The following is a 19,533-nucleotide window of genomic DNA, read 5'->3' on the forward strand; positions in this document are numbered from 1 at the left end:
CCTACCGCGCACCACCGACACAAACGCCGACAACCGAAAAGCTCATCCCCTCCCCACCCGGTGTCGGGTGGGGAGGGGATGAGGGTGCTCCACAGGGGTGATAATTGCCCGGCCCAGCCGGCCGCCGGCACCTTCTCGACGACGGCCCGGGCCCGGGGCATTAGGTGCCCGCCGGCTAGCCGTTCACGATCCGCAAGGAGCTCCTCAACCAGGCGCCGGCGCCTACTCGCAAACCTGAATGAGCACAGGCCCCACTGCCCTCTCGGCCGATCGGAGTCTGAGATACGCCATCCGGTGTCGGCCTTCGACGATCTGCCCGTCGGCCGTGATCAGCATCGGGTTCAGGAGGTAGTCACCGGCGGTGAACGGGCCGCCCCTCGTGCGCAGGCCGTAGGGCATGCCGACGGCCCGGCAGTATTCGGCGGCGAAGTTCACCCAGGTGGCGGTGTCGACGGCCCGGCCGAGCAGCTCCATGCCCAGCGCGGCGTTCGTTGCTTCCTGCACGTTGGCGACGAGCGTGTGGCTCCAGTCGGTCGTGCTGAGCCATCGGTCGACGCATTCGCGATAGGCCGCGCTGGTGGCAAATGCCCGCTCATGCCCGGCGGGGTCGTGGTAGCGGTTCCCGAGGAGCTGCTTGAGCTCATCGCGCAGCTGCGGGTACTCACCTTTACCCAACCCAGCCGGCCACGGAAGCGCCTCAAGCGACCAGAGGTCGCTTCGAATCATCACCAGCAAGGACCGCGGTCGGGGACCTCGGCCCTACACGGCCGCGAGACCGGCTTCCCTTGCCGCCTCCAGCTCGGCGCGAAACCGCGACAAGACGAACTGCTGCGTGGTTTTGAAGCCTTCCCGCCGCGCCAGCTCGTCGAAGATGCTGCGGTCCGTTCCCGTCATGCGCAGCGGCAGGATCTTGTCGAGTTGACGTTTCTCAGATCCTCTGCGGCTCATCAGATTCCTCCTGAGTCTCACCGGAACGCACCAACCCGAACCGGTCGTTACCCTGCTGTTATGCTCGCTTTTCGAACATCTTCGCCCACGATATGCCATCCACCGACCCTGCGCGGCTATCCGCGCGCGGCGTGTCGCAAATCATGCGCACACAATGCTTACTTTCCCGCCATTCTCGCTGTTCCAGCGTGTTCCCCTGCTGGGTTAGGGTTAGGCTGACGATCTGTCGTAGCGGCTACTTCACTGAAGGCGTATGTCATGGCGTTGGAAACGCGTCCCCAGGTGGGCCGGCCCGTCATCAGCGCTCGTGAAGCCGCCCGCCAGCTGCGCCTCGATCCACGCACCGTGAAGAAACAGATCACCACTGGCGAGCTCGCCGGCGGCGTCCACCATGGCCCGAAGCAGCCCCGCTGGTACGTCTACGCCGACCAGGTCCTCACCGATCCCTACGCTGGGGAATTGAGCCAGCTACGCGCCGAAGTCGCTCACCTGCGCGCCGATCGCGCTGACCTTCAGGCGCAGCTGCTGGCCGCGCAGGAGACCAATCGGCTGTTGCTCGCCAGCCAGGCCCAGATGCGTGAAGCCCTGCAGAACTACCAGCAATCCGCGGTCGAAATCACCTCGGCCGCATCAGGCTTCCGTGACGCCGCGGACGGATACCGCGCAGCGGCACAGGGGTTTGAGCGCGCCACCTCGCAGCTGCAGACCAGCAACGCGTGCCTCAACGAGGTGCTGGACAACTACGGCGACGCGTTGAGCCAGCACAGTCTGCCCGGCCACCTGGGCACCTTGCCGCCGCCCGCCCAGCCCTAACCTCGCCACTCGGGGTCTGCCGGCAACGCGGCCGCCCAGGGCTGCAGGGCTACGGGTCGAGCAGGAAGTCCAGCAGCGTTTCGATGCGGTAGCCGACTCGATAGGTGCGGGGCAGATTCGCCCACGTGGGGACGACGATCTGCATGGCGATCTCCTCGCCGAGGAGCTGTTTGAGCAGTTCGTTGTCACCGTCGAAGAACGCCTGGATCAGCTCGCCGGCGGGGTCGACGTCGATTAGGTCGTAATCCTGGCCGCCCCAAGGTATCCGCTTGGGGTACTCCTTGGCGTTGATCACCACGTAGCCGTCTACGGCGATGCCGATGCGACGGGTCGGCGCACCGGGTAGCCCCGGCATACCCGGTGGCCGGCGCCCAGGAAGTGGAGCCTCGGGGTCTGGGGAGTCACGCCACCGCCGCACCCGGCCCTCGTTGACACCGATCTGTTCTGCCAGCTTCCGGACACCACCAGCGCGGTCAATCGCTGCCCAGCGATCCAGGAACGCCTTGTCCACGCCAGCCGGGGGGTTGTTGGCGCGGACCCGCCGGGCAATGGTGCGCTCCGAGAGCGGATCACGTCCGGTGTGCTGCCCGATGCGTCGGGCCATCTCGTGACGCGCTCGCCGGCCGGCCTCGGCGCGCCTCATCCGTTCGGGCCGTGTCCGCCATTTCCCGCCGAGCTCGTTGTAGCGGCGTTCCTGCAGGGCGTCCAGCGCGTCGCGGAACGCTGTCGATTCCGGTTCTTCGGGGCCGCCGCTGTCGGAGGGCAGGCCCCAGAACTCCATGCTCACTGCACGTCAGCTTCGCTGGGTGTGTCGCCGGCGGGGATGTCTTTGAGCCGGTAGCCCCCGTTGGGAAGTACTCCCTTGACGAGCGGGTCTTCCAGCAGGTGCGGATCCATGTCTTCGGGGATTCGGTAGAACCATGCGTCAACGAGGCATTCCGTTGGGTACAGGTCGAATTCACGCCCGATCCGGCAGGCGTACCGCATGGCCCGCCACCGCGTCATCCCCTCGATCGAGGTAAACCAGGCCGGCTGCTGCAGCCGCAGGTACGGGTGTTTCCAGGCGGTGTCGCCGACGGCCTCCAGGCGCCCCAGGAAGGCCTTGTAGAGCGCCTTGACCATCTCCTCGTAGTCCAGGCGCTCGTCAGCGCGGGCGGCCGCGAGCTTGGTGCGCAGCAGTGTCGCGAACTGCCGCAGCCACTGGTGCTGCTCGGGCCAGACGTAGGCAGCGGCAACCTCGAGTTCGGCGATGGCCAGGCCCGCTCCCCCGCTTTCCACCGGCGCGATGAGCTGCTGCACATCAACGGTGGTCGCCCAGAACGTGGCTTCACGCGTCCACGACATTCCCGGGTGCGGCACTGGCAACTTGCGCGACAGCCCGTCCAAGTCCTTGGCCGGCGGAACGGTGATCTGAAAGACGCCGAAGGGCGGGCGCTGCTGATCGAAGACGCTCGGGTCGGGTGTCTGCCACTCCGGTGTGCCCCAGCCCAGGTAGAGGCCCTCCGAGGAGGGCAGGTAGGCGGCCTGCTGGTCGACCTGAACGTCGACTCCCTTGCCGCCGGCACGGTGCTGGCGATACCAGCTGTCCTTGGTCCACCAGGCGGTGGGCAGCTTGCCTCGCTTGGCGATGCGATCAGGCAACGGGCACGGGACCAGGCGGGCGTCGGGGGTGTTCTTGGCGTTGGGGCGGGCCTTGCGCATGCGGGCGGTGGCGATCGCCGCGCCGACGCGGGCCCAGCGAGGCCCGGGCAGCGCTCCGTCGAGGCTGTAGAGCCAGGCGATACGGTCACCTAAAAGGTGTGCGGCCTCGGTCTCATCGGACGGCAAAATAGTTGGAGTGTCGACGATTCCGAGGACACCTCGGTCGGCCGGACGTGACTTCGAGGGATCACTGTGGGTATACGGCATCAAGATGACGTCGACCTTGCGGTCCGGCCAGGCCACCGGGTCCGGGGAGGTGAATTCGCAGGCGAAGTACCCGGACTTGGAGTAGGTGATGTGGCAGTCGAAGAATTCGCCGATGACGTCCTCGAGCTTCACGGCGGCACCGGCGGCTGGGGCCGGGAACTTCAGGGCACGCAGTGCCTGGCCGGTGATCCAAATCTGGGGGTTGGGTTCGCCTTCGGTGCTGGCCCAGGGGTACTTAACGGCCAGCTTGAGCAGGTTGGACGGGTCCCCGAGGGGTGGTTTGACGACGGCGCCGGCGGGGGTGACGATGCCGTGCGTGGTGATGATCAGCACGCGGTCATCGGCGCCGGAGTAGTCGACGTCGTCCCACTGGCGGCTCCTGGCCGGCCACTGCCCGGCCGCGGCCTTGGGCGCACGGGTCGACGACGCTGCGCCGTCGACCGAGCTCTCCTCGTTCTCACTGGAGCTGGCCCGCGCGCCGGCGAGATAGGCCTGCACGGTGGTGTCCCACCAGCCGCGGATTCCCGCCTGCTCGGGGTCGCCGACGATCACGTTGGGTGCAGGAAAGTCGGCCGGGATGCCGCGACCCAGGGCAGAGACGACCTGCTGGCGCGAGAGGGCAACTTGGGGCCCCTGAACCTCGTCGGTGTGGTCGGCGACCAGCCAGTCCATAATGTCGATCGCCTCGTCGTTGTCCGTGCGCATGATCCATGTCTGAGATCCACGGGTGATGCGGTAGTTCATGCGCGCGAGTCCTTTCCAGACACGAAGCGGGGTGGGCCTGGGGGTGGGGGTACTTGGTCGACGAGGCCGGCGGGGAGGCGCCCTTCGCGCCATTTCGCCCGGAGCACTTGGACTGCGGTGGCGGTGCGGCCAATCTTCAGGGCGGCTTCGGAGACGGTGAACTCGGTGTTCAGGGCTGTGCGCGCGTCGGCGATACTCCATCGGGTGCCGGCTTTGTCCGCGGTGGGTGCGGTGCGCTCGGCCCGGCGGGCGGTGTAGCGCTGCCGCTCACTCTTCGACCGCTTGCGATCCGCCATCTGGCGTCCTTCCTACTGCCCTGCGACTGGTCTTCCAGCGTACCGCCTCAATCCATTTGCGTAAATAGATTGAGGGGTGATGTGTCTAGTGAGCCGCCATGCTGGTGAAGCGAGACATGTGCAGTTGGTGGGCGACCGGTACGGTCTTGGTCGGACCGTTGCGATGCTTGGCCACGATCAGATCAGCCTCACCGCCGCGCGGGTCATCCGGATCGAACGCATCGGGCCTGTGTAGCAAAATCACCACGTCCGAATCTTGTTCCAGGGAACCCGAGTCGCGTAGGTCAGCTAACATCGGTTTCTTATCGGTGCGCTGCTCCGGTCCTCGGTTGAGCTGGCTGAGCGCCACCACCGGCACCTCCAGTTCCTTGGCAAGCAGCTTCATCGATCGGGACAGCTCGGAGACCTCCTGCTGGCGTGATTCGGCCCGCCGACCGCTGGTCATCAACTGCAGGTAGTCCACGACCACCAGACGCAACCCGGCCTTCTGCTTGAGGCGTCGGGCCTTGGCGCGGATCTCCATGATCGTCATGTTCGGTGAGTCGTCGATGTAGAGCGGCGCTTCGCTGATTTCACTCATCCGGCGCGCCATCCGGGTCCAGTCTTCGTCGGTCATCCGGCCGGCCCGCATGTCGGCTAGCCGGATCCGGGCCTCGGCGGACAGCAGTCGCATCACGATCTCGGATTTGCTCATCTCCAGCGAGAAGATGATGCTCGGCAACTTGTGCCTGATAGAGCATGACCGCATGAAATCCATTGCGAGCGTGGATTTCCCGACACCAGGTCTAGCCGCGATGATAACCATCTGTCCTGGGTGTAGCCCGTTTGTCAGCTCATCGAGGTCAGTAAATCCGGTCGGGACCCCGCGGGCATTCTGCCCCGACGCCAGGATGTCCAGCTCATCCATGGTGGGCTGCAGCAGTTCCTCGAGCGCAACGAAGTCCTCCGAGTGCCGCCCCTCGGTGACGTCGTAGATCTCGGCCTGGGCGCGGTCGACGATCTCGGCCACATCGGCGCCCTCTGCACCGGCGTAGCCGTATTGCACCACCCGGGTGCCGGCCTGCACCAGGCGGCGCAGGATCGCCTTCTCCGAGACGATCCCGGCGTAGTAACCGGCGTTGGCCGCCGTGGGCACCGTGGAGATCAGGGTGTGCAGATAGGGCGCCCCGCCGACCCGGGCCAGTAGTCCCCGCCGGTCGAGTTCGGCGGAGACGGTGATCGCGTCGGCCGGCTCGCCGCGGCTGTAGAGGTCCAAGATGGCGTCGTAGATGTTCTGGTGCACCGGGCGGTAGAAGTCACTGGGCCGCAGCCGCTCCAGCACGTCGGCGATGGCGTCCTTGGACAGCAGCATGCCGCCGAGCACCGACTGTTCGGCGGCCATGTCATGTGGTGGCTGCCGCGGATCGTCGAGACCGGTGTAGCCTGCCGGCTCTCGCTGCCGGCGGGGCCGTACCTCGGCGGTGGTTGTCATGCGCTGGCCCGGTGGGTCGGCACACTCGCGGCCATGAGTTCAACGGCGTCGCCGGCGACCACGGTCCACCCGTGAGCGATCAGGGCGTTGCGCTTGGCGGTGTCGGGCTCGAAGACCTTCCAGGCGGCGCTCTTCGTAGCGAACCGGCTTCGGGCGTACCAGGTGTAACGCTGGCCGTCGGGCATCACGATGAGCCAGCCGGAGCGGGGTGCGGCGGAAGCAGACATTTGGGGTTTCCTCTCGGATTGATTGGTATGGAACTGCGTTGGCCTACAGGCGGTTACGACATCAACAACACCCCTCCCGTCTGGTCGGTGAGCTGTCCGGCTGTGGGTGCTGACGACCCGCTGGTGGGGTCATCGTCTTCGGTGCTGACGAGCTCCCAGCAGCCGTCGCAGACCGGAGCCGGTGCGGGCAGTTCTTCACGGGTGCTGGCGCCGGAGGTTCCGCAGCAGACGCACTGCCCGACTGGCACCGCAGCGGCGAGTTCCTCGATAGCGGCCCACAGATCACCGGCCGGTGCTGCGGCCGGCGTTTGTACCGGCAGCTGCGGCGTGGGCTCGTGAACGGTGAGCCAGCGCCGGGTCGCTACGGGCAGGGATTCGTGCGGGTATTCGCGCCGCACGGCACGTGCGGCGTTGACGGTCGCCCGCTGTTGGGCGGTCTCGTCGAGTGCCCCTGCGGCCACCGTGATGCCGCTGGTGCGGTAGCGGTCCGCGATGGCCATGCGCTGCGCCAGGCTAGGTCCTACTTCGGCGACGATGGCGGCGTACCGGCTGGTCAGGCTGGCAGCCCAGTCGGCCTGGCGGGCTGCGGCTGCGGCGCGGTCCCAGCTGCGCTGCAGCGGCCGCAGTCGGGGGCCGGGCCCGATGAGCGATTTGGCGAAGCGCAGGCGGGCCAGCACCAGTGGCTTGCGGACCTGTTCAGGCAGGGGCGCTGCGAGCACCTCGATGATCTGCTCTTCGCGCCAGCCCCGGGCCAGTTGGGTGCGAATGGCGCGGTGGAGGTGCTGGCGCACAGCCCAGGGAACTTTGCGGTAGCAGTCCGGAAGTTTGGCCAGTACTCGGTTGACCGCTCCGGATTCGACATCGATCTCGATCGGTCGCGGTCCGCACCGGCCGTCTGACGATGCGTCGATGGCACTGGTGAGTGGAGGGGTTTTTCTTGGAAATCTCTTTAAGAGGAAGGGGCGCGAAGAAAACTCGACATTTTGTTCCTCTGGTCGGGTGTCCGCGGGCCCGTGAGAGTCGGGATTGGCCGCCGCATCAACAGGGGTGTGGGCGCCGCCGTGCGGGGGTGTGGCGGTGGCCCGGGCGGGAGCAATAACCTTGCCGTTTCGATCGCGGGAGAGTTCGCTGACGCCTTCGCAGAATCGGGGGTGAATAGCGAGGTGAGCGGTGCGGCCGCGGCCGCGGGCAGGTTCGTAGACGATCAGCTCAAGGGCGTGCAGCTGGCTCAGCCGACGCCCGATGGTGGTGGCCGACAGTGATCGCGCGCCGGTGGGGAAGCGGGCTGTGATGTGCCGGATCGCCACCTGGTCATCGCGGAGGCGCTTGTAACCGACGAGCAGCGCCAGGACTGCGGTCAGGACGGCGAGAAGCCCACAGCGCAGCCCGAGGCTCTCAGCGGCCGTCTCGACGCGTGATCGCACCAGTACGGCGTCAGCGCTGGGGATCCGGGGGCGTGCCTCAGCGCGGCGTGTCATGGCCGCACCTGATGTGCGTCGTTCGCCGCGGTCTGGACTGCGGCGAGGTGCGCCGGATGGCGTGGTGTGCGCTGCGCCGCGATGTCGCGATGCAGACTTGCTAGCAAGTGGTCTTGCACCCGTTTTGGGTAAACGGGTACCCTGAGAAGACCTTCCACGGTATTCCCTTCGAAAGAGGGGACCTTGAGAGCGAAGTTGGCGCTTCGGTCTCATTCGAAAAGGGATTCGGAGCTCAGCTCCGGGCCGTTCTTCTGGAATCTGAACTCCCCCTTCGGGGGAATCCCTGTCCGTTTGGTCCCGCTATGGAGTTGTTGGGCTAGGGCTGCCGGTTACGTGGCGGTTTGCCCAGCGGTCAGCTGGTGAGGCACCTCCTGGTGGTTGATGGGGCGTCGAGCATCCGCATCACCGGATTCGGGATACGGGAGCTTCGGGCGGCGTTGTGAGCCACCGGAATCGGGCGGACGTTGAGCCGCATCGGGTTGAGTCCAGATGCGCCCAGCCTGGTGTTGCAGGACGAGTTGTATTGGCTGGTGCGCCGTGGCCGCAGGTCAGGCAGGGGTGTTGTCGCACGCCGGCCGGGTCTTGCGTCCATATGCGAAACTTCCAGGTCAGAGGGCCTCGTGTGACAGGTGTGACAGCGCGTCCATCGGGATGGTTGCATGACCACCGGCGGATATCCGCGCACGACACGCGGATATCCGCGATATGGGGCCCGCATCCCAGACCCCGCCGCCAGGGCCATTGCCGGCGTCAACGTCTGCACGACGCCGGGCACCAAGATCACGCGAAGCCCCGGGATCACAGCAGGGCCCCGGCTGCGGCCGTCATCGACCACGTGCGCCGACCAGGTGCCTTCAAGACCGGCCGCTGCCACCGCCGCCGCCGTGGTCGGGACAGCGCGGTGATGGCAGCCGCGATGACACCGTCAAGCTCACCGGCGGCCTGCTGCGGCAGCATGTGCCCGCACCGCGGCAGATGCACATGTTCACAGGCCGGGATTCCCGAAACGAGCTCGGCAGCCAGAGCCGACGGCGTCAGCACGTCGACTCCCCCACTGAGTACGACGGTGCGTGCATGGATTGCCCCCAGTGCGCCGTACTGGTCGAAGTCACGTAGGGCCGGCAAAAAACCCACCGCCGTGCGCAAGGGGGTGCTGACCAAGGCGCTGGCCGCCACGGCCGCCAGCGCTCCGCCGGTTCCATCGAAATGCGACAGCCCAGCACAAACCGGACCGGCGAGAAAACGCCGCAACGGAGCCAGAAGCGCCGTCGGTGCATGCTCGACACCCTGGAACAGGACCCCCACCCCCGGTGTTGTGAGCAGCCGGCCGAGCCCGAACTGGGTCAGGTGCCCGGCCGCGCTGGCCACCAGGATCAGGCCGGCAGGGTCGATCGCTCGCCGCTGGGCAGCCTGCGCACAGTACGTCACAGCCGCCATGCCGCCCATGGAGTGTCCGACGAGGATCACCTTGCCCCGCGGCGCGACGGCATCGAGCACCGCACCGAGATCGGCTGCGAGGCGGTCGATGGAATAGGTGGCCGTCGGCGCCTGCGCGGATTCGCCGTGACCACGATGGTCGTAACTGACCACCTGGACCGACGACCCGAATCGCCGAGTAACCGCGGCGATCTGGTGAACCCACGAGGCCTGCGACAGACATAGCCCATGCAAGAACACCACGGTGCAGGCAGCCGTAGGCTCGCCGTGGACACGTACGGCTAACCGCACCCCGTCGTCGGTGCGAACCTCCAATGATTGCGCAGACCCACCCGGGGATCGAGCGGCACCGGCAGTATCGCCAGCGGGCGCCCGAGAGCTGGTTTGCGGCGGCGCGGACTTGATCATGACCATGACTGCGTCCCCTCCAGGGGCCCGGCCCATGCTGCCGAGTCGAGTGCTGTGAAATGCCACATCCTCAAACCTCCTCACTACGCCGTGCGTTGGTCATCGAATACGTTCTGGGACAACGGTGTTGCCTCACGGGTGAGCTGGCCCCGGTATCCCGGTGCGGCCGAGAGCAGCGCACGCCGCGGGCGTGAACCATCAGCGGGCTGGACAACGACCTCGACCGCCAGGAGCTCATCGAGCGTCGGCACAGGTGTGTTGCGCGGCGTGGGTGGCGGCACGCGGTCGCCGAGACGAGCGTCGAGTTCAGCGACCTTGGCGGCATTGGCCGCCGTCACCGCGCTGCGCCGGATCTGCAACGACTTTCCCAACCCGAGCTCGCGAGCGATCCAGGACTTGGGCCACCCCCGGCTGATCATCGAGTCGAGCAGTTGCCACGTCGGGCCAGCCTCAACACACGACCCAGCGGCCTTCGCCGCCCGCGCACCGGCGAGATCGACCGCGAGAATCACAGCCTCCGTCTCAGACCGAATTTGGGCTTTCCCGCTCAGAATCAGTCGCAGCGTCCTCACATTGAGCCCGCACGCCCGAGCCAACTCCTTCTGCGCAGCACCCTGCTCGATCAAATCGAGCAGATGAGCCCGTGCGGCACCGGTATCGACGCACTGCGCAATCGGCTCACCAGCGGCGACCCTCTGTTGGTAGCGCTGCTTGCGATCCCGATTCGCGGCCGTGCACAGCTCGCACGTGCAACCCTTCGTGTAGCCGGCGGGGCTGCCGTGCTTCGTTACGCCGATGTCACGCCGCACCCTCGGCGCCGGCGGGCACTCCCACCGCCACCCCGCCACCGCGCCGAGCAACTGCACCCGCGCCGAGATCAACCGGCCGTGTCGATAGAAGTAACGCTGGCGCGTGCACCAATCGAACAGCGGCACGGAAACATCAGCGAGATCTTCCACGTGCGAATCCGGCGGCACACAGTGGCCTTCGCGCGCCACGAACTGCTTGAGGGCCTCCAGGCCGACCAGCCACAAGGTGGCACCCCGATGCCAGCGCAGCGAACCCTCCGACGACCTACTCGGGCAAATGACCGCGAGCTCGTCGGTGAGTTCCTGCCGCAGCGTTCCGATAGCCCGCCGCCGACGCACACCGTTGAGCCACTTGCCCAGTGCAACACCATCTTCGGTGACCTCGACCCCGGGGTTGGCGTGCCCCTTCCAGGCGACATACTCAGCGAACAGCCCCACGGCTCGCTCATCGGCAGGTGAGAGCGCCGACCACGTCCACCCCGGGACCCGCTCCAGCCGATCACGCTGCCGATCGTCGAGCTCACCACGACGAGCACGTTGGCGCTGCAGTGCACACCACCGGCCCACCGTGCGGACCGTTGAGCGTGGCTCCGGCTGAGTCAACGCGATATCGGCGACCTCAGGAACACCGACATCGAGCCGGCCACCGACATTGGCAAGATCGAAGACCTGGGTGTACTGGCTGAGCCAACGCTGCTCGGCAAGGCTCCAGGCCCATCCGGGCAGGGCGCTGAGCCTGGCCGCACGCTCGGGCAGCAGCAGGCCGCGGCGGTAGGCGCAGCGCTGACGTTCACACCAGCGCCCCAGCTGGCTAGCCGAAGCCGGCCGGGCGTGACCGTTGTCGGTGACGAAGGCTTCCAGGTCCCGCACGGCCAGATCCCACGCCGGCGACAGCAGGTCGACGACGCGGGCATGCAGACCGTCCGGATCGGCCAAGGAAGTGATGTCGTAGGTCACTCGCGACAGCCGCGAGTCATCGGGAGTTCCACGCCGAGATGGTTTACGCACGAGGGACTCCAGCTCAGCGGCGAGGCGCCCGTCCATACTGCGCAGGCCTCGCAGGATCCGCCACGCGGCCGAGAACGACCCCGTCGACAACGCCGTGTCGTCATCGAGCCCGGCGGGAACGCAGACCGGAATCATCACCAGGCCGAACTGTTTGCCGGGAGAGGTTCGCAGCGATCGCCCGACGGACTGGATGACATCGACATCGGAGTACTTGGGGTCAGCGAAGAGCACACCGTCCACCGCGGGAATGTCGACGCCGGCGCTGAGGCAGCGCACGCTGCTGATGACGACAAGCTGATCCGGGCGGGCATCGGCCAGCAATGCAAGCGCCAACTCGCGTTGACGGGTTGGATCTACACCAGCGACAGCGCGAGCAACCACCGTACGGCCGTCGGCCAGAACGTGGCCATCGATGGCGCCGGCGAAGGCCCGGGCATTGGCGACGCGACTGTGGAAGCTCAAGACGCTGGAGACCCCGTGATTAGCCGCAGCCGCCAGGGCTGCGATCGGATCCGGCTGCAGCTTCTGGCCGGGGGTCTCGTAGACCAGGACGCGGTAGTCGACCAACAGCCCCCGAGCGATCGCGTCGGCAAAACTGAGGCGGTAGGCCACCGCACCGAACAGTCCGGCGTCCGACATCGACAAGCCCGGCTCCGCCGCCTCGTCCCGATCGGTGTCATCGTCGGTGTCGACACTGACCGCGGTCGCGGTCATAAAGACGCGGCGCTCGACCCGAAACAGGCTGTCGTCGAGGACAACCCGGAACTCCAGCCGTGGGCGGCCGGCCAGAACGTGGGCTTCGTCGGCAACCAGAAGATCAACCGTGACATCGGCGGTCCTGGTCGCCTCGGCGACAACGTGTGCCGAGTGGTAGGTAGAAAAGATCACCAGGGGCCGGTCTGGTGTGTGCTCGGCCAACCGGGTGGCGACGACCGCCGCATTGGTGGTGACCCTGGCGCGCAGACTCTCCCAGTAGAGCGAGCTGATGTCCAGGCCGTCGTCAGGGGCCCGCTCACCGACACCGTCGGCGGTGCTGGCATCCGAACACGTGATGACAGCTTCGAAAGGCCATCCGCCCGCTGATCGCCACACCCGCAGCGTTTGCGCGACGAGGTTCAGCGAAGGAACGACCACCACGGTGATCGCGGGGCGGAGCTGTTCGGCGTACCACCGGCCCACGAGGGTTTTCCCGGTGCCGCAGGCCATGACCAGTTGTGCTCGCCGGTCGGTGGCGAAGGCCTCGTCGAGGCAGGCCATCGCCTCGAGTTGATGCGGTCGAGGGCGCCGCTGCTCCGGGGCGATCTCGCTAGGGACCGGCGCTGTCAGCTCGACGACGGCGCTCATCCGGCCAACTCCTGCATCGCCTCGGTCACCTGGGCGCCTCGCAGTTCCCGGCGAAGCCGCCGCCGATCACTCTCCCCCAGCCCACCCCATACGCCGTAGCGCTCGTTGCGGCCCAGCGCCCATGTCAGGCAATCGAGGCGCACCGGGCATGCCAGGCAGATCCGCTTGGCAGCACGAGAGCGCTGACCCTGCCCGGGGTAGAACACCGCGGGGTTAGCCTGGGCGCAGGCCGCGTGGGCCGCCCAATCCTGCTGTGCGGTACCGACAGCCAGCGCATCGCGCAACGCGCTGATCTCAAAAGTACCCGTGCTCATCAGCCGGCCCTGCCTTCCAGCTCGGCGACACCCCGTCGCGGGCCGACATCCCAGACCGACGGGTCGGTATCGGTATCAAATCGGGGATGGACGTGGCGACGACCGCTACAGCCGGGAGTGCAGATCGCGATCCGCCAGCCCGTCAGGGCACTGGCCAGCCGCACATTGTGGGCGTCGCGACCGATCGCCGCGGCGAACTGGCCGACCGACACCACCGCCCGAATATCGTGACGGGCCTGGGAGGTCACGACCACAGACTCGACGTCGACGTCGAGGGCGTTGGTGACATACCCGACGATGTCGGCGTCGTAGTTGAGCACCGAGATCCGCTCGCCCGGAAGCCAGTTCTCGATGTCGCGGATCCGGGAGCCGCCCCGGCCGATGCACCGCGACGCCGCATTCAAGCCCTCCTTGGCGTCCACGGCCACCTTGGCAAAGCGGCCCGGCTCACGAACGACGTCGACGATCCAGATATGACCGGCGGCGACCTCCGGAACACTGCGAGCGAACAACCCGGCGAACAGGTCGCGATCGGCATAGCCGTTAACGGAGATCCGACAGTTGCGCGGATCGGCGCTCATGACGACAACCTGCGTTCGATCGCTGCCGCGGGATGGCTCCCCGGCTTCGCCGCGGCCCAATAGACCAGCCGCCCCTGCGCCGAGACCCGGCCCACACGCCCGCAGTTCTCCATGGCGCGCAGGCACGGATACACCGCGGCAACGAGCGTGGCGGGATAGCCGGCCTGGCCCGCGCGACAGCGAAGCTCTGATGTGGTCACAGCACGGTCGGTGGCCGACAGTTCCCGAAGGAGGAAGCCCTGCAGGTCAGATCGGGTCAATACCGGTGTTGCAGTGAAGGAGTCAGCCGATGGTGCCGAGCTTGGCACATGCTGATTCGAGGATAACGTCATGGAAGAACTGCCGATCCGTGGTGTTGTCGGGTTGGCGGGCACTACCCGGCGTGCGCCGCAGCAAGCCGAGGGGTAAACAGTGCGAGCTGATTGACGCCGGCCGCGCGCTGCCGCGGAGCCGTTGACCGGCGCGGCAGGTCCGCCAGGTCGATGACGGTGCCGGTGTCGAGTTCGTCGGGATCGGCCAGGGCGTCGATGTCGAGGTCGACCACCGCCGGCCGCTCTTCGGGTGCGGCTTCGTCATCGCCGTTGGGCACGGCCGCGATGCCACCGGCCAGAACCGCATCGGTCTCTGCGCCAGGCGAGACCGCGGGGCCGTACTCGAGGCCGGCGATGATGGCCAGCTGTTTGCGGGTTCGCTCCAGGCCGGGCCCGGGCGCCAAACGGTATCCGGCCCAGATACCGAATTCCGCTTCGGTGTTGAGAGCCTTAAGGGCGCAACGGGACTGGAAGAAGCACGACCAGCACGCGGCCATCGCGGTGGGGTCTGGGCGCTGCTCGTCGGGGTGCCAGCGCTCGGGGTCGTAGAAGCACGGGGTGGTCTGTTCAGGCTCTTCGTAACGGTGGGCCAAGACGGCCTGATGCGGGCGTCCGCGCCCGAAAGTGTCTACGGTGCTGGACTTCGAAGTCTCGGGAGAACCGGAAATGGACACAGAAATACTCCTCAAGGAATGCAGTGGGTTTGAAATGCGCGGCGAGCACCCAAAAATGTTGATGAGTGGGGGATTAACGCGTGCCGCGTGTGACTTTTGCTGCGCTGCCCTGGGAAATTAGTCTTCGGGCGATTCGCGGAGCTAAGCGGTTGATATGGCGGTCTAACCGGTGAAGTACTCACTGCGGTGGGGGCCGCCAGAGGTGGTTACGGGTAGGTCCTCAGGGGCTGCTCCCTTCGATCCGGGTAGGCCCTCAAGTGACGCTGGGGGCCGGTAACCCCCTGAAAGTATCAAAGCAGTAAACGTGTTGGCAACACTTACGCGCAAAGAGTTGCTTCATACACGTCAGAAAGCTTGCCCACAAGGCGAATCGTCCCAGCTCGCGCCTCTTCCGGCAGCTGAGGAATCAAAGTAGCCAACAGTCCCAGCGCCTCCTGCGCCCGGGCTCGAATCTCGGCATTGACCTGATCCCGCGCCTCGACGGGAATGCCCTGATCCGCCATCGCCGCCGTGGCACTGGCCGCAAAACCCAGCACGGTCTCGGCCAGCGTCTGAGCCAGCACCAGCGTCGCCACCGAAGACTGGCCCTGCGCGGCGCCCTCCGGCGCAGAAGACTTGAGCGGTGCAGCACTTTCCGCCGGCGCGAACTGCCGGGCGATCGCCGCCTGCACCCTCTCCTCGGGCACTCCGAACACCTCGGCCATCCGCGGAAGCATCGGGGCACTCGGCGAGTACTTTCCCAACTCCCACCCCGACACGGCGGCCGGGGCCGACTCCAGGGCTTTAGCCAGCGCGGCCTGGGTGAGTCCCGCTGCCAAGCGGTAGTGCTTGATCTCCCAGTCTTGCGGGGCGGGAAGCTCCAGGTAGTCCGTGATGCGGCCACCGAAGACGTCAACCATCTTGTGCAGCAGTTTCATCGACGGCGTGGACCGGCCGTTGAGCAGACTGCTCAACGCCGTAGGCGTCACCCCCAGCTGAGCCGCGATTGAACGCTTAGTCCCACCGACGCGATCACAGGCACGACGAAGCGCGTCGACGGCAAAGAAGTCCGAGGTGTTGTCGGCCATTACCGCTCACATCCGGAAGCGTGGCCAACAGTCTCATCGCACGCCAGAAGACCCGCACAGACCAGCGACCGACCAGCATGCGCCACCGAAAACCCGCCAGCTCACACTGACGCGCTGTTGGCTACGCCCTCAGCTCCAGACTGATCTGTCTCGACGTAGCCCTTGCCGGCCGCCCGAAGGTTCTCGGCGTGCGCGGCGTAGCGCTGAGACACCGATTGCCCAGAGGCCTGCAACGCCGCCTGAAACTCGCCAACAGCAGCCGTGAAGTCGGCACCGCATGGCCCATAGCCCGTTTCCATCTGCGCGATCAGGTCAGGATCGGGCTGACAGCCCGCCGCGATCTCCCCGGCGATGCGGTCATTCGCTGCAGCGAACTCGAAAATCTCGCTGTCGTTCACTCGTAGTGCCATGTCAAAAGGCTATAGCCGGGCATCGGCCCGAGCAAGACCACCACACCCACCCGCCCCGCCGCTAACCGGCCCGATCGACAGAGACACCCACCACGTTGCCAACAGACCACCCGTCGCGCATGGCACTGGAGAACAGGATCACCTGCTGCCAGCATTGAGACCATGACCGATCTGCTGCACACCATCCTCGCCGATCCTGAACTGAGCGGATGGCCGCAATACCGGACAACGATGCCGGCCCCGCCTGACGGCGATCTCGACCACGACGCCGATTTACCGCAGGCGTACGCAGATAATGAATCCGCGCGGCCCACAGATGAGCAATACGCGCCGGCCGCGGAAAAAATCAGAGAATTGATCGACCGCGACAACAACGACGAGTATTCGCCGCCCACCGCAGAAAGCATGCGCCTGGGATTCGATCCCGCACCGCAGCCCGCCGCAGATACCACCGCCGGCGACCGCACCGCACAACGGCAGAACCCTCCCCCAGACCCCGCAGATGAGCCCGCCGCAGAAAGCCCGGGCATGGACGACGACGCGGGACCCATACCGACACCCTTGGCATTTGACGACATCGCCGCCAAACCCAAGGTCTTCAACGCCGCAGTCGGTTCCACCGGACAATGGCTCAAAGACCGCGACTGGAAAAGCCCACGAACCCTCGGGATCGCCGCAGCCGCAACCATTGCGGCAGGCTCGCTACTGGCCTGGTCATTCGGATCGAGCACCGAAACCCAAGGGCCCACCGCACAAATCACCGCCTCGGTCAGCGACCCCAATCCCGGGCCCACCGACGCGCCGGCGGTGCGCTCAGACGAACCAATAACGGTCTCGACGGCGACAGCACGCTGCCCCGCCCCGAGCTCCGATCCGATGAACGCGGTGCGACCGCAAAGCGCCAAGCCCTGGACCTGTGTGCGGGCCTGGCAGATCGACGGCCAGGTCCTGGAGCTGGCCTTCGACAAGGCGTCGGTCATCGCCGCCGTGAGCATCATGCCCGGCGCCAACAGCACCGAAGGCGACCAAGACCAGTGGGCCAAGTACCGCACGGTCGAACGCCTGGAGTGGGCCTTCAACGACGCAGCCCATACTCGCTGCACCCAGGACACCGGCAGCCTGCGCCAGCTGGCAACCCTGACCATCACCCCGGCCACCTGCACCCAGAAGGGTCCGTGGCAACCGGTCATCGCCAGCGCCGTATCGGTCACCATCCAGAAGACCGCTGAGCCCTCGAACCCCAACACCCTGGGCGGCCGCACCTCAGACCCGGGCGGCTCGGACTACACCGCGTTCGCCGTCAGTCGCCTCGAAATCATCGGCCACCCCGCCGGATAACCCCCGCGGCAGCGCCGCCCCCGCCCCATGCCGCAGGTCGCGGTAATCAATTACCTCCCTGCGCGCATGCACAGGCAGTAGGCATTAACACACCAGGTCACCACCGGTAACCAAGCCAGGTAACCGGCCACATCGTCGTGCCTGATTCACACCGAACGATGCCCGCCGGCACCCCCTGCGCGGGCCACCGCGCCCCAGGCGAGGACCTGGCCCCGCCGCATCGGTGGCCGAAGCCAGCGCGCGCTGGCCGCCGACGCGACGTACGGCCTACTACCACCCCGGTGTGGTAACCGCCTACCGCCGCTCGCAAGCCGTGTCGGTAACAACCTAACGCCGCTGGTCAACCAGCTAGATACCGCCGCTGGGAAGCCAGCGCGTCCGGCAAGCTACCGCCGAAGCAAGCCGACAAGCCCCCGTAGCCGACTACCAAGAAAGCTAGCAAGCTACCAGCAAAGCAATTGTTTCATCCGTAGCAAAAGCTCGGCGCCCCTTCGCCTAACGGCTCGGTGCGCCGAGTGTAGCAGAGGGTGTCAAGACCAGCAAAGCGAAAATCGCGCACCACCACCCCCACCAACAACAACTCGCGCACCCCGGCCGCCACAAAGCACCTACACGAGGGTTATCGCAGGTCGCCGGCGGTCCTCTGGAAAACCCCCATGTGTGCCTGCATCGTTTGACCTGTGAGTTTCCGACCCAGCACCCGCGACCGTGCACGCGACATATGGAGCCGAAACCGGCCCGAGCCCCGCACCCTGTCCCGCGCAGCCGTTCTTGGCTGCCTGGGCCTCGGCGCCCTGGGCGGAGTCAACGCGATCGCCACGAGCTGCTCGCCGCATTCCACTGTCAGCACCGCCCAAGTGGCGGACCTGATGAATCGCAGCGCCGCCGTGAGCGGCTTCGCCGACGCCTGCGTCCGGACACTGCTGACCGCCAACAGCGCCGGCGCCATGACGGAATGCACCAGCGCCCGAATCAACCCCTCAGCCCTGCCGACCATGGTGCTGGCGACCAACACCTGGTCGATGAAGCCGGAGCCGAGCGGCTTCTCCAACGTCGACTACTACTCGGTGGTGATCGGCGCGTTCGTCAAGCCACTGGCCAGCACCCCAGAACTGCGCTTCTACCAAGTACCCGTCGCCGTCGTGAACGGCCTGCCGCGCGCGACCGCCGCGCCGGCGTTCATCAACGGACCCGATGTCGGCTTCGACATCGAATTGGACTATCCCACGCAGGTATCAACGGATAGCGACGCACATAAAACTGTCGCAGATTTCTTGACAGCCTGGCTCACCGGAACAATAACCAATCCCGGCAGCGGCGACATCGGCCGCTACAGCATTTCGCAACAGATACGCAGATTCGAGAACGCGCCGTTCGCCAAAATCACGATCCAAACAATGAACGCACAAACAAATATCCCCACCACCGCGAAAAACGGATTTACAACCCGGATATTAGTCACCGCGAAAGGCACCGGCAATGACTCCACAGAACAGACACTGACTTTCCCGCTCACGATTGTGCGCCAAAGCGATAAATGGTTCGTCGCCGACATCGACCTGGCACCGCGTCTCGCGCAACGGATCAGCAAGCCGACACCAAACACCCCCGCCGGCAGCCCCCCACAACAACCCCGATAACAAAACCCCCTACAGAAAAACCCGAAGAGAAAGGCACAGGCCATGAACTACCTCAACCAGGTTCTGCTGAACATTGTGACCCAAGGAAAAACCACCATCATTCTGCTCATCACCCTGGTCTCCCTCGGACTGATCGCACTGCTCTACGCCAAGCATCAGGGGTCTGTCACGAAAATCGTCGTCGTCGTCGCCGGCGCCATCGCCGCGGTGATCACCGTGGTGATCCTGCCCGACCTGCTCCGTGGCGCAGCCAGCGACACCAGCGGGCTTACCGGCATCACCAGCCGCTACTGACCATGCCCCCACC

General features: G+C 66.3%; 19 protein-coding genes and 1 pseudogene. 4 read left to right on the top strand and 16 right to left on the bottom strand.

The features are described from left to right. Positions 1-222 precede the first annotated feature (222 nt). Positions 223-729 carry a hypothetical protein gene (locus tag AC2VON_RS07055; protein WP_486952300.1) on the bottom strand — a complete coding sequence of 169 codons (507 nt, stop codon included), beginning with the start codon at positions 727-729 and terminating at the stop codon, positions 223-225. Positions 730-759: 30 nt separating this feature from the next. Beyond that, on the bottom strand, positions 760-948 hold the full coding sequence (locus tag AC2VON_RS07060; RefSeq protein WP_486952301.1) for a hypothetical protein: 189 nt from the start codon (positions 946-948) through the stop codon (positions 760-762). Between the two features lie 258 nt (positions 949-1,206). On the opposite strand from AC2VON_RS07060, the gene AC2VON_RS07065 reads away from it, so the two are divergent. Continuing rightward, positions 1,207-1,761 (top strand): hypothetical protein, encoded by a 555-nt coding sequence (locus AC2VON_RS07065; RefSeq protein ID WP_486952302.1) that lies wholly within the window; start codon positions 1,207-1,209, stop codon positions 1,759-1,761. A gap of 49 nt (positions 1,762-1,810) precedes the next feature. On the opposite strand, the gene AC2VON_RS07070 is transcribed toward AC2VON_RS07065, so the two are convergent. The 14 genes and pseudogenes from AC2VON_RS07070 to AC2VON_RS07135 all read right to left on the bottom strand — a co-directional run bounded on the left by AC2VON_RS07070 (position 1,811) and on the right by AC2VON_RS07135 (position 16,248). Continuing rightward, a complete protein-coding gene (locus AC2VON_RS07070; protein WP_486952382.1) occupies positions 1,811-2,542 on the bottom strand; it encodes a hypothetical protein in 732 nt (243 codons plus the stop codon). Positions 2,543-2,544: 2 nt separating this feature from the next. Next, positions 2,545-4,413 carry a hypothetical protein gene (locus tag AC2VON_RS07075; protein ID WP_486952303.1) on the bottom strand — a complete coding sequence of 623 codons (1,869 nt, stop codon included), beginning with the start codon at positions 4,411-4,413 and terminating at the stop codon, positions 2,545-2,547. Further along, positions 4,410-4,709 carry a hypothetical protein gene (locus AC2VON_RS07080; protein WP_486952304.1) on the bottom strand — a complete coding sequence of 100 codons (300 nt, stop codon included), beginning with the start codon at positions 4,707-4,709 and terminating at the stop codon, positions 4,410-4,412. Before AC2VON_RS07080 ends, AC2VON_RS07075 begins: the two co-directional genes overlap by 4 nt. Positions 4,710-4,794: 85 nt before the next feature. Beyond that, positions 4,795-6,117 (bottom strand): annotated as a pseudogene (gene dnaB, locus AC2VON_RS07085) (replicative DNA helicase); the annotation flags it as partial. Positions 6,118-6,176: 59 nt separating this feature from the next. After that, positions 6,177-6,407, bottom strand: a complete 231-nt coding sequence (locus AC2VON_RS07090; protein WP_486952305.1) for a hypothetical protein — start codon at positions 6,405-6,407, stop codon at positions 6,177-6,179. A gap of 53 nt (positions 6,408-6,460) precedes the next feature. After that, positions 6,461-7,885 carry a hypothetical protein gene (locus AC2VON_RS07095; protein ID WP_486952306.1) on the bottom strand — a complete coding sequence of 475 codons (1,425 nt, stop codon included), beginning with the start codon at positions 7,883-7,885 and terminating at the stop codon, positions 6,461-6,463. A 798-nt stretch (positions 7,886-8,683) separates the two neighbouring features. After that, entirely contained in the window at positions 8,684-9,562 is an 879-nt protein-coding gene (locus tag AC2VON_RS07100; protein WP_486952383.1) for an alpha/beta fold hydrolase, read from the bottom strand. 251 nt (positions 9,563-9,813) lie between these two features. Further along, complete coding sequence (locus AC2VON_RS07105; RefSeq protein WP_486952307.1) at positions 9,814-12,891, bottom strand: Helicase associated domain protein; 3,078 nt, start codon at positions 12,889-12,891, stop codon at positions 9,814-9,816. Further along, entirely contained in the window at positions 12,888-13,205 is a 318-nt protein-coding gene (locus tag AC2VON_RS07110; RefSeq protein WP_486952308.1) for a WhiB family transcriptional regulator, read from the bottom strand. Before AC2VON_RS07110 ends, AC2VON_RS07105 begins: the two co-directional genes overlap by 4 nt. Beyond that, entirely contained in the window at positions 13,205-13,786 is a 582-nt protein-coding gene (locus AC2VON_RS07115; RefSeq protein WP_486952309.1) for a transcription elongation factor NusA, read from the bottom strand. Before AC2VON_RS07115 ends, AC2VON_RS07110 begins: the two co-directional genes overlap by 1 nt. Then, positions 13,783-14,046 (bottom strand): hypothetical protein, encoded by a 264-nt coding sequence (locus AC2VON_RS07120; protein WP_486952310.1) that lies wholly within the window; start codon positions 14,044-14,046, stop codon positions 13,783-13,785. Before AC2VON_RS07120 ends, AC2VON_RS07115 begins: the two co-directional genes overlap by 4 nt. A 113-nt stretch (positions 14,047-14,159) precedes the next feature. Beyond that, positions 14,160-14,771: a WhiB family transcriptional regulator gene (locus tag AC2VON_RS07125; protein ID WP_486952311.1), complete on the bottom strand. Its 612-nt coding sequence runs from the start codon at positions 14,769-14,771 to the stop codon at positions 14,160-14,162. Positions 14,772-15,088: 317 nt separating this feature from the next. After that, positions 15,089-15,838, bottom strand: coding sequence for a helix-turn-helix domain-containing protein (locus tag AC2VON_RS07130; RefSeq protein WP_486952312.1), 750 nt, complete (start codon positions 15,836-15,838; stop codon positions 15,089-15,091). 101 nt (positions 15,839-15,939) lie between these two features. Next, positions 15,940-16,248, bottom strand: a complete 309-nt coding sequence (locus tag AC2VON_RS07135) for a type VII secretion target (protein WP_486952313.1) — start codon at positions 16,246-16,248, stop codon at positions 15,940-15,942. 162 nt (positions 16,249-16,410) lie between these two features. Here AC2VON_RS07135 and AC2VON_RS07140 point away from each other — a divergent pair, with 162 nt between their 5' ends. The 3 genes from AC2VON_RS07140 (at position 16,411) to AC2VON_RS07150 (ending at position 19,520) form a co-directional block, all read left to right on the top strand. After that, positions 16,411-17,586, top strand: a complete 1,176-nt coding sequence (locus AC2VON_RS07140) for a hypothetical protein (RefSeq protein WP_486952314.1) — start codon at positions 16,411-16,413, stop codon at positions 17,584-17,586. Between the two features lie 857 nt (positions 17,587-18,443). Then, the gene (locus AC2VON_RS07145) at positions 18,444-19,226 is read left to right on the top strand and encodes a conjugal transfer protein (RefSeq protein ID WP_486952315.1); all 783 of its coding nucleotides are present in this window, start codon (positions 18,444-18,446) and stop codon (positions 19,224-19,226) included. 42 nt (positions 19,227-19,268) lie between these two features. Further along, on the top strand, positions 19,269-19,520 hold the full coding sequence (locus tag AC2VON_RS07150) for a hypothetical protein (protein ID WP_486952316.1): 252 nt from the start codon (positions 19,269-19,271) through the stop codon (positions 19,518-19,520). Positions 19,521-19,533 lie beyond the last annotated feature (13 nt).

The sequence above is a fragment of the Mycobacterium sp. TH-M82 genome (genome assembly GCF_057473605.1).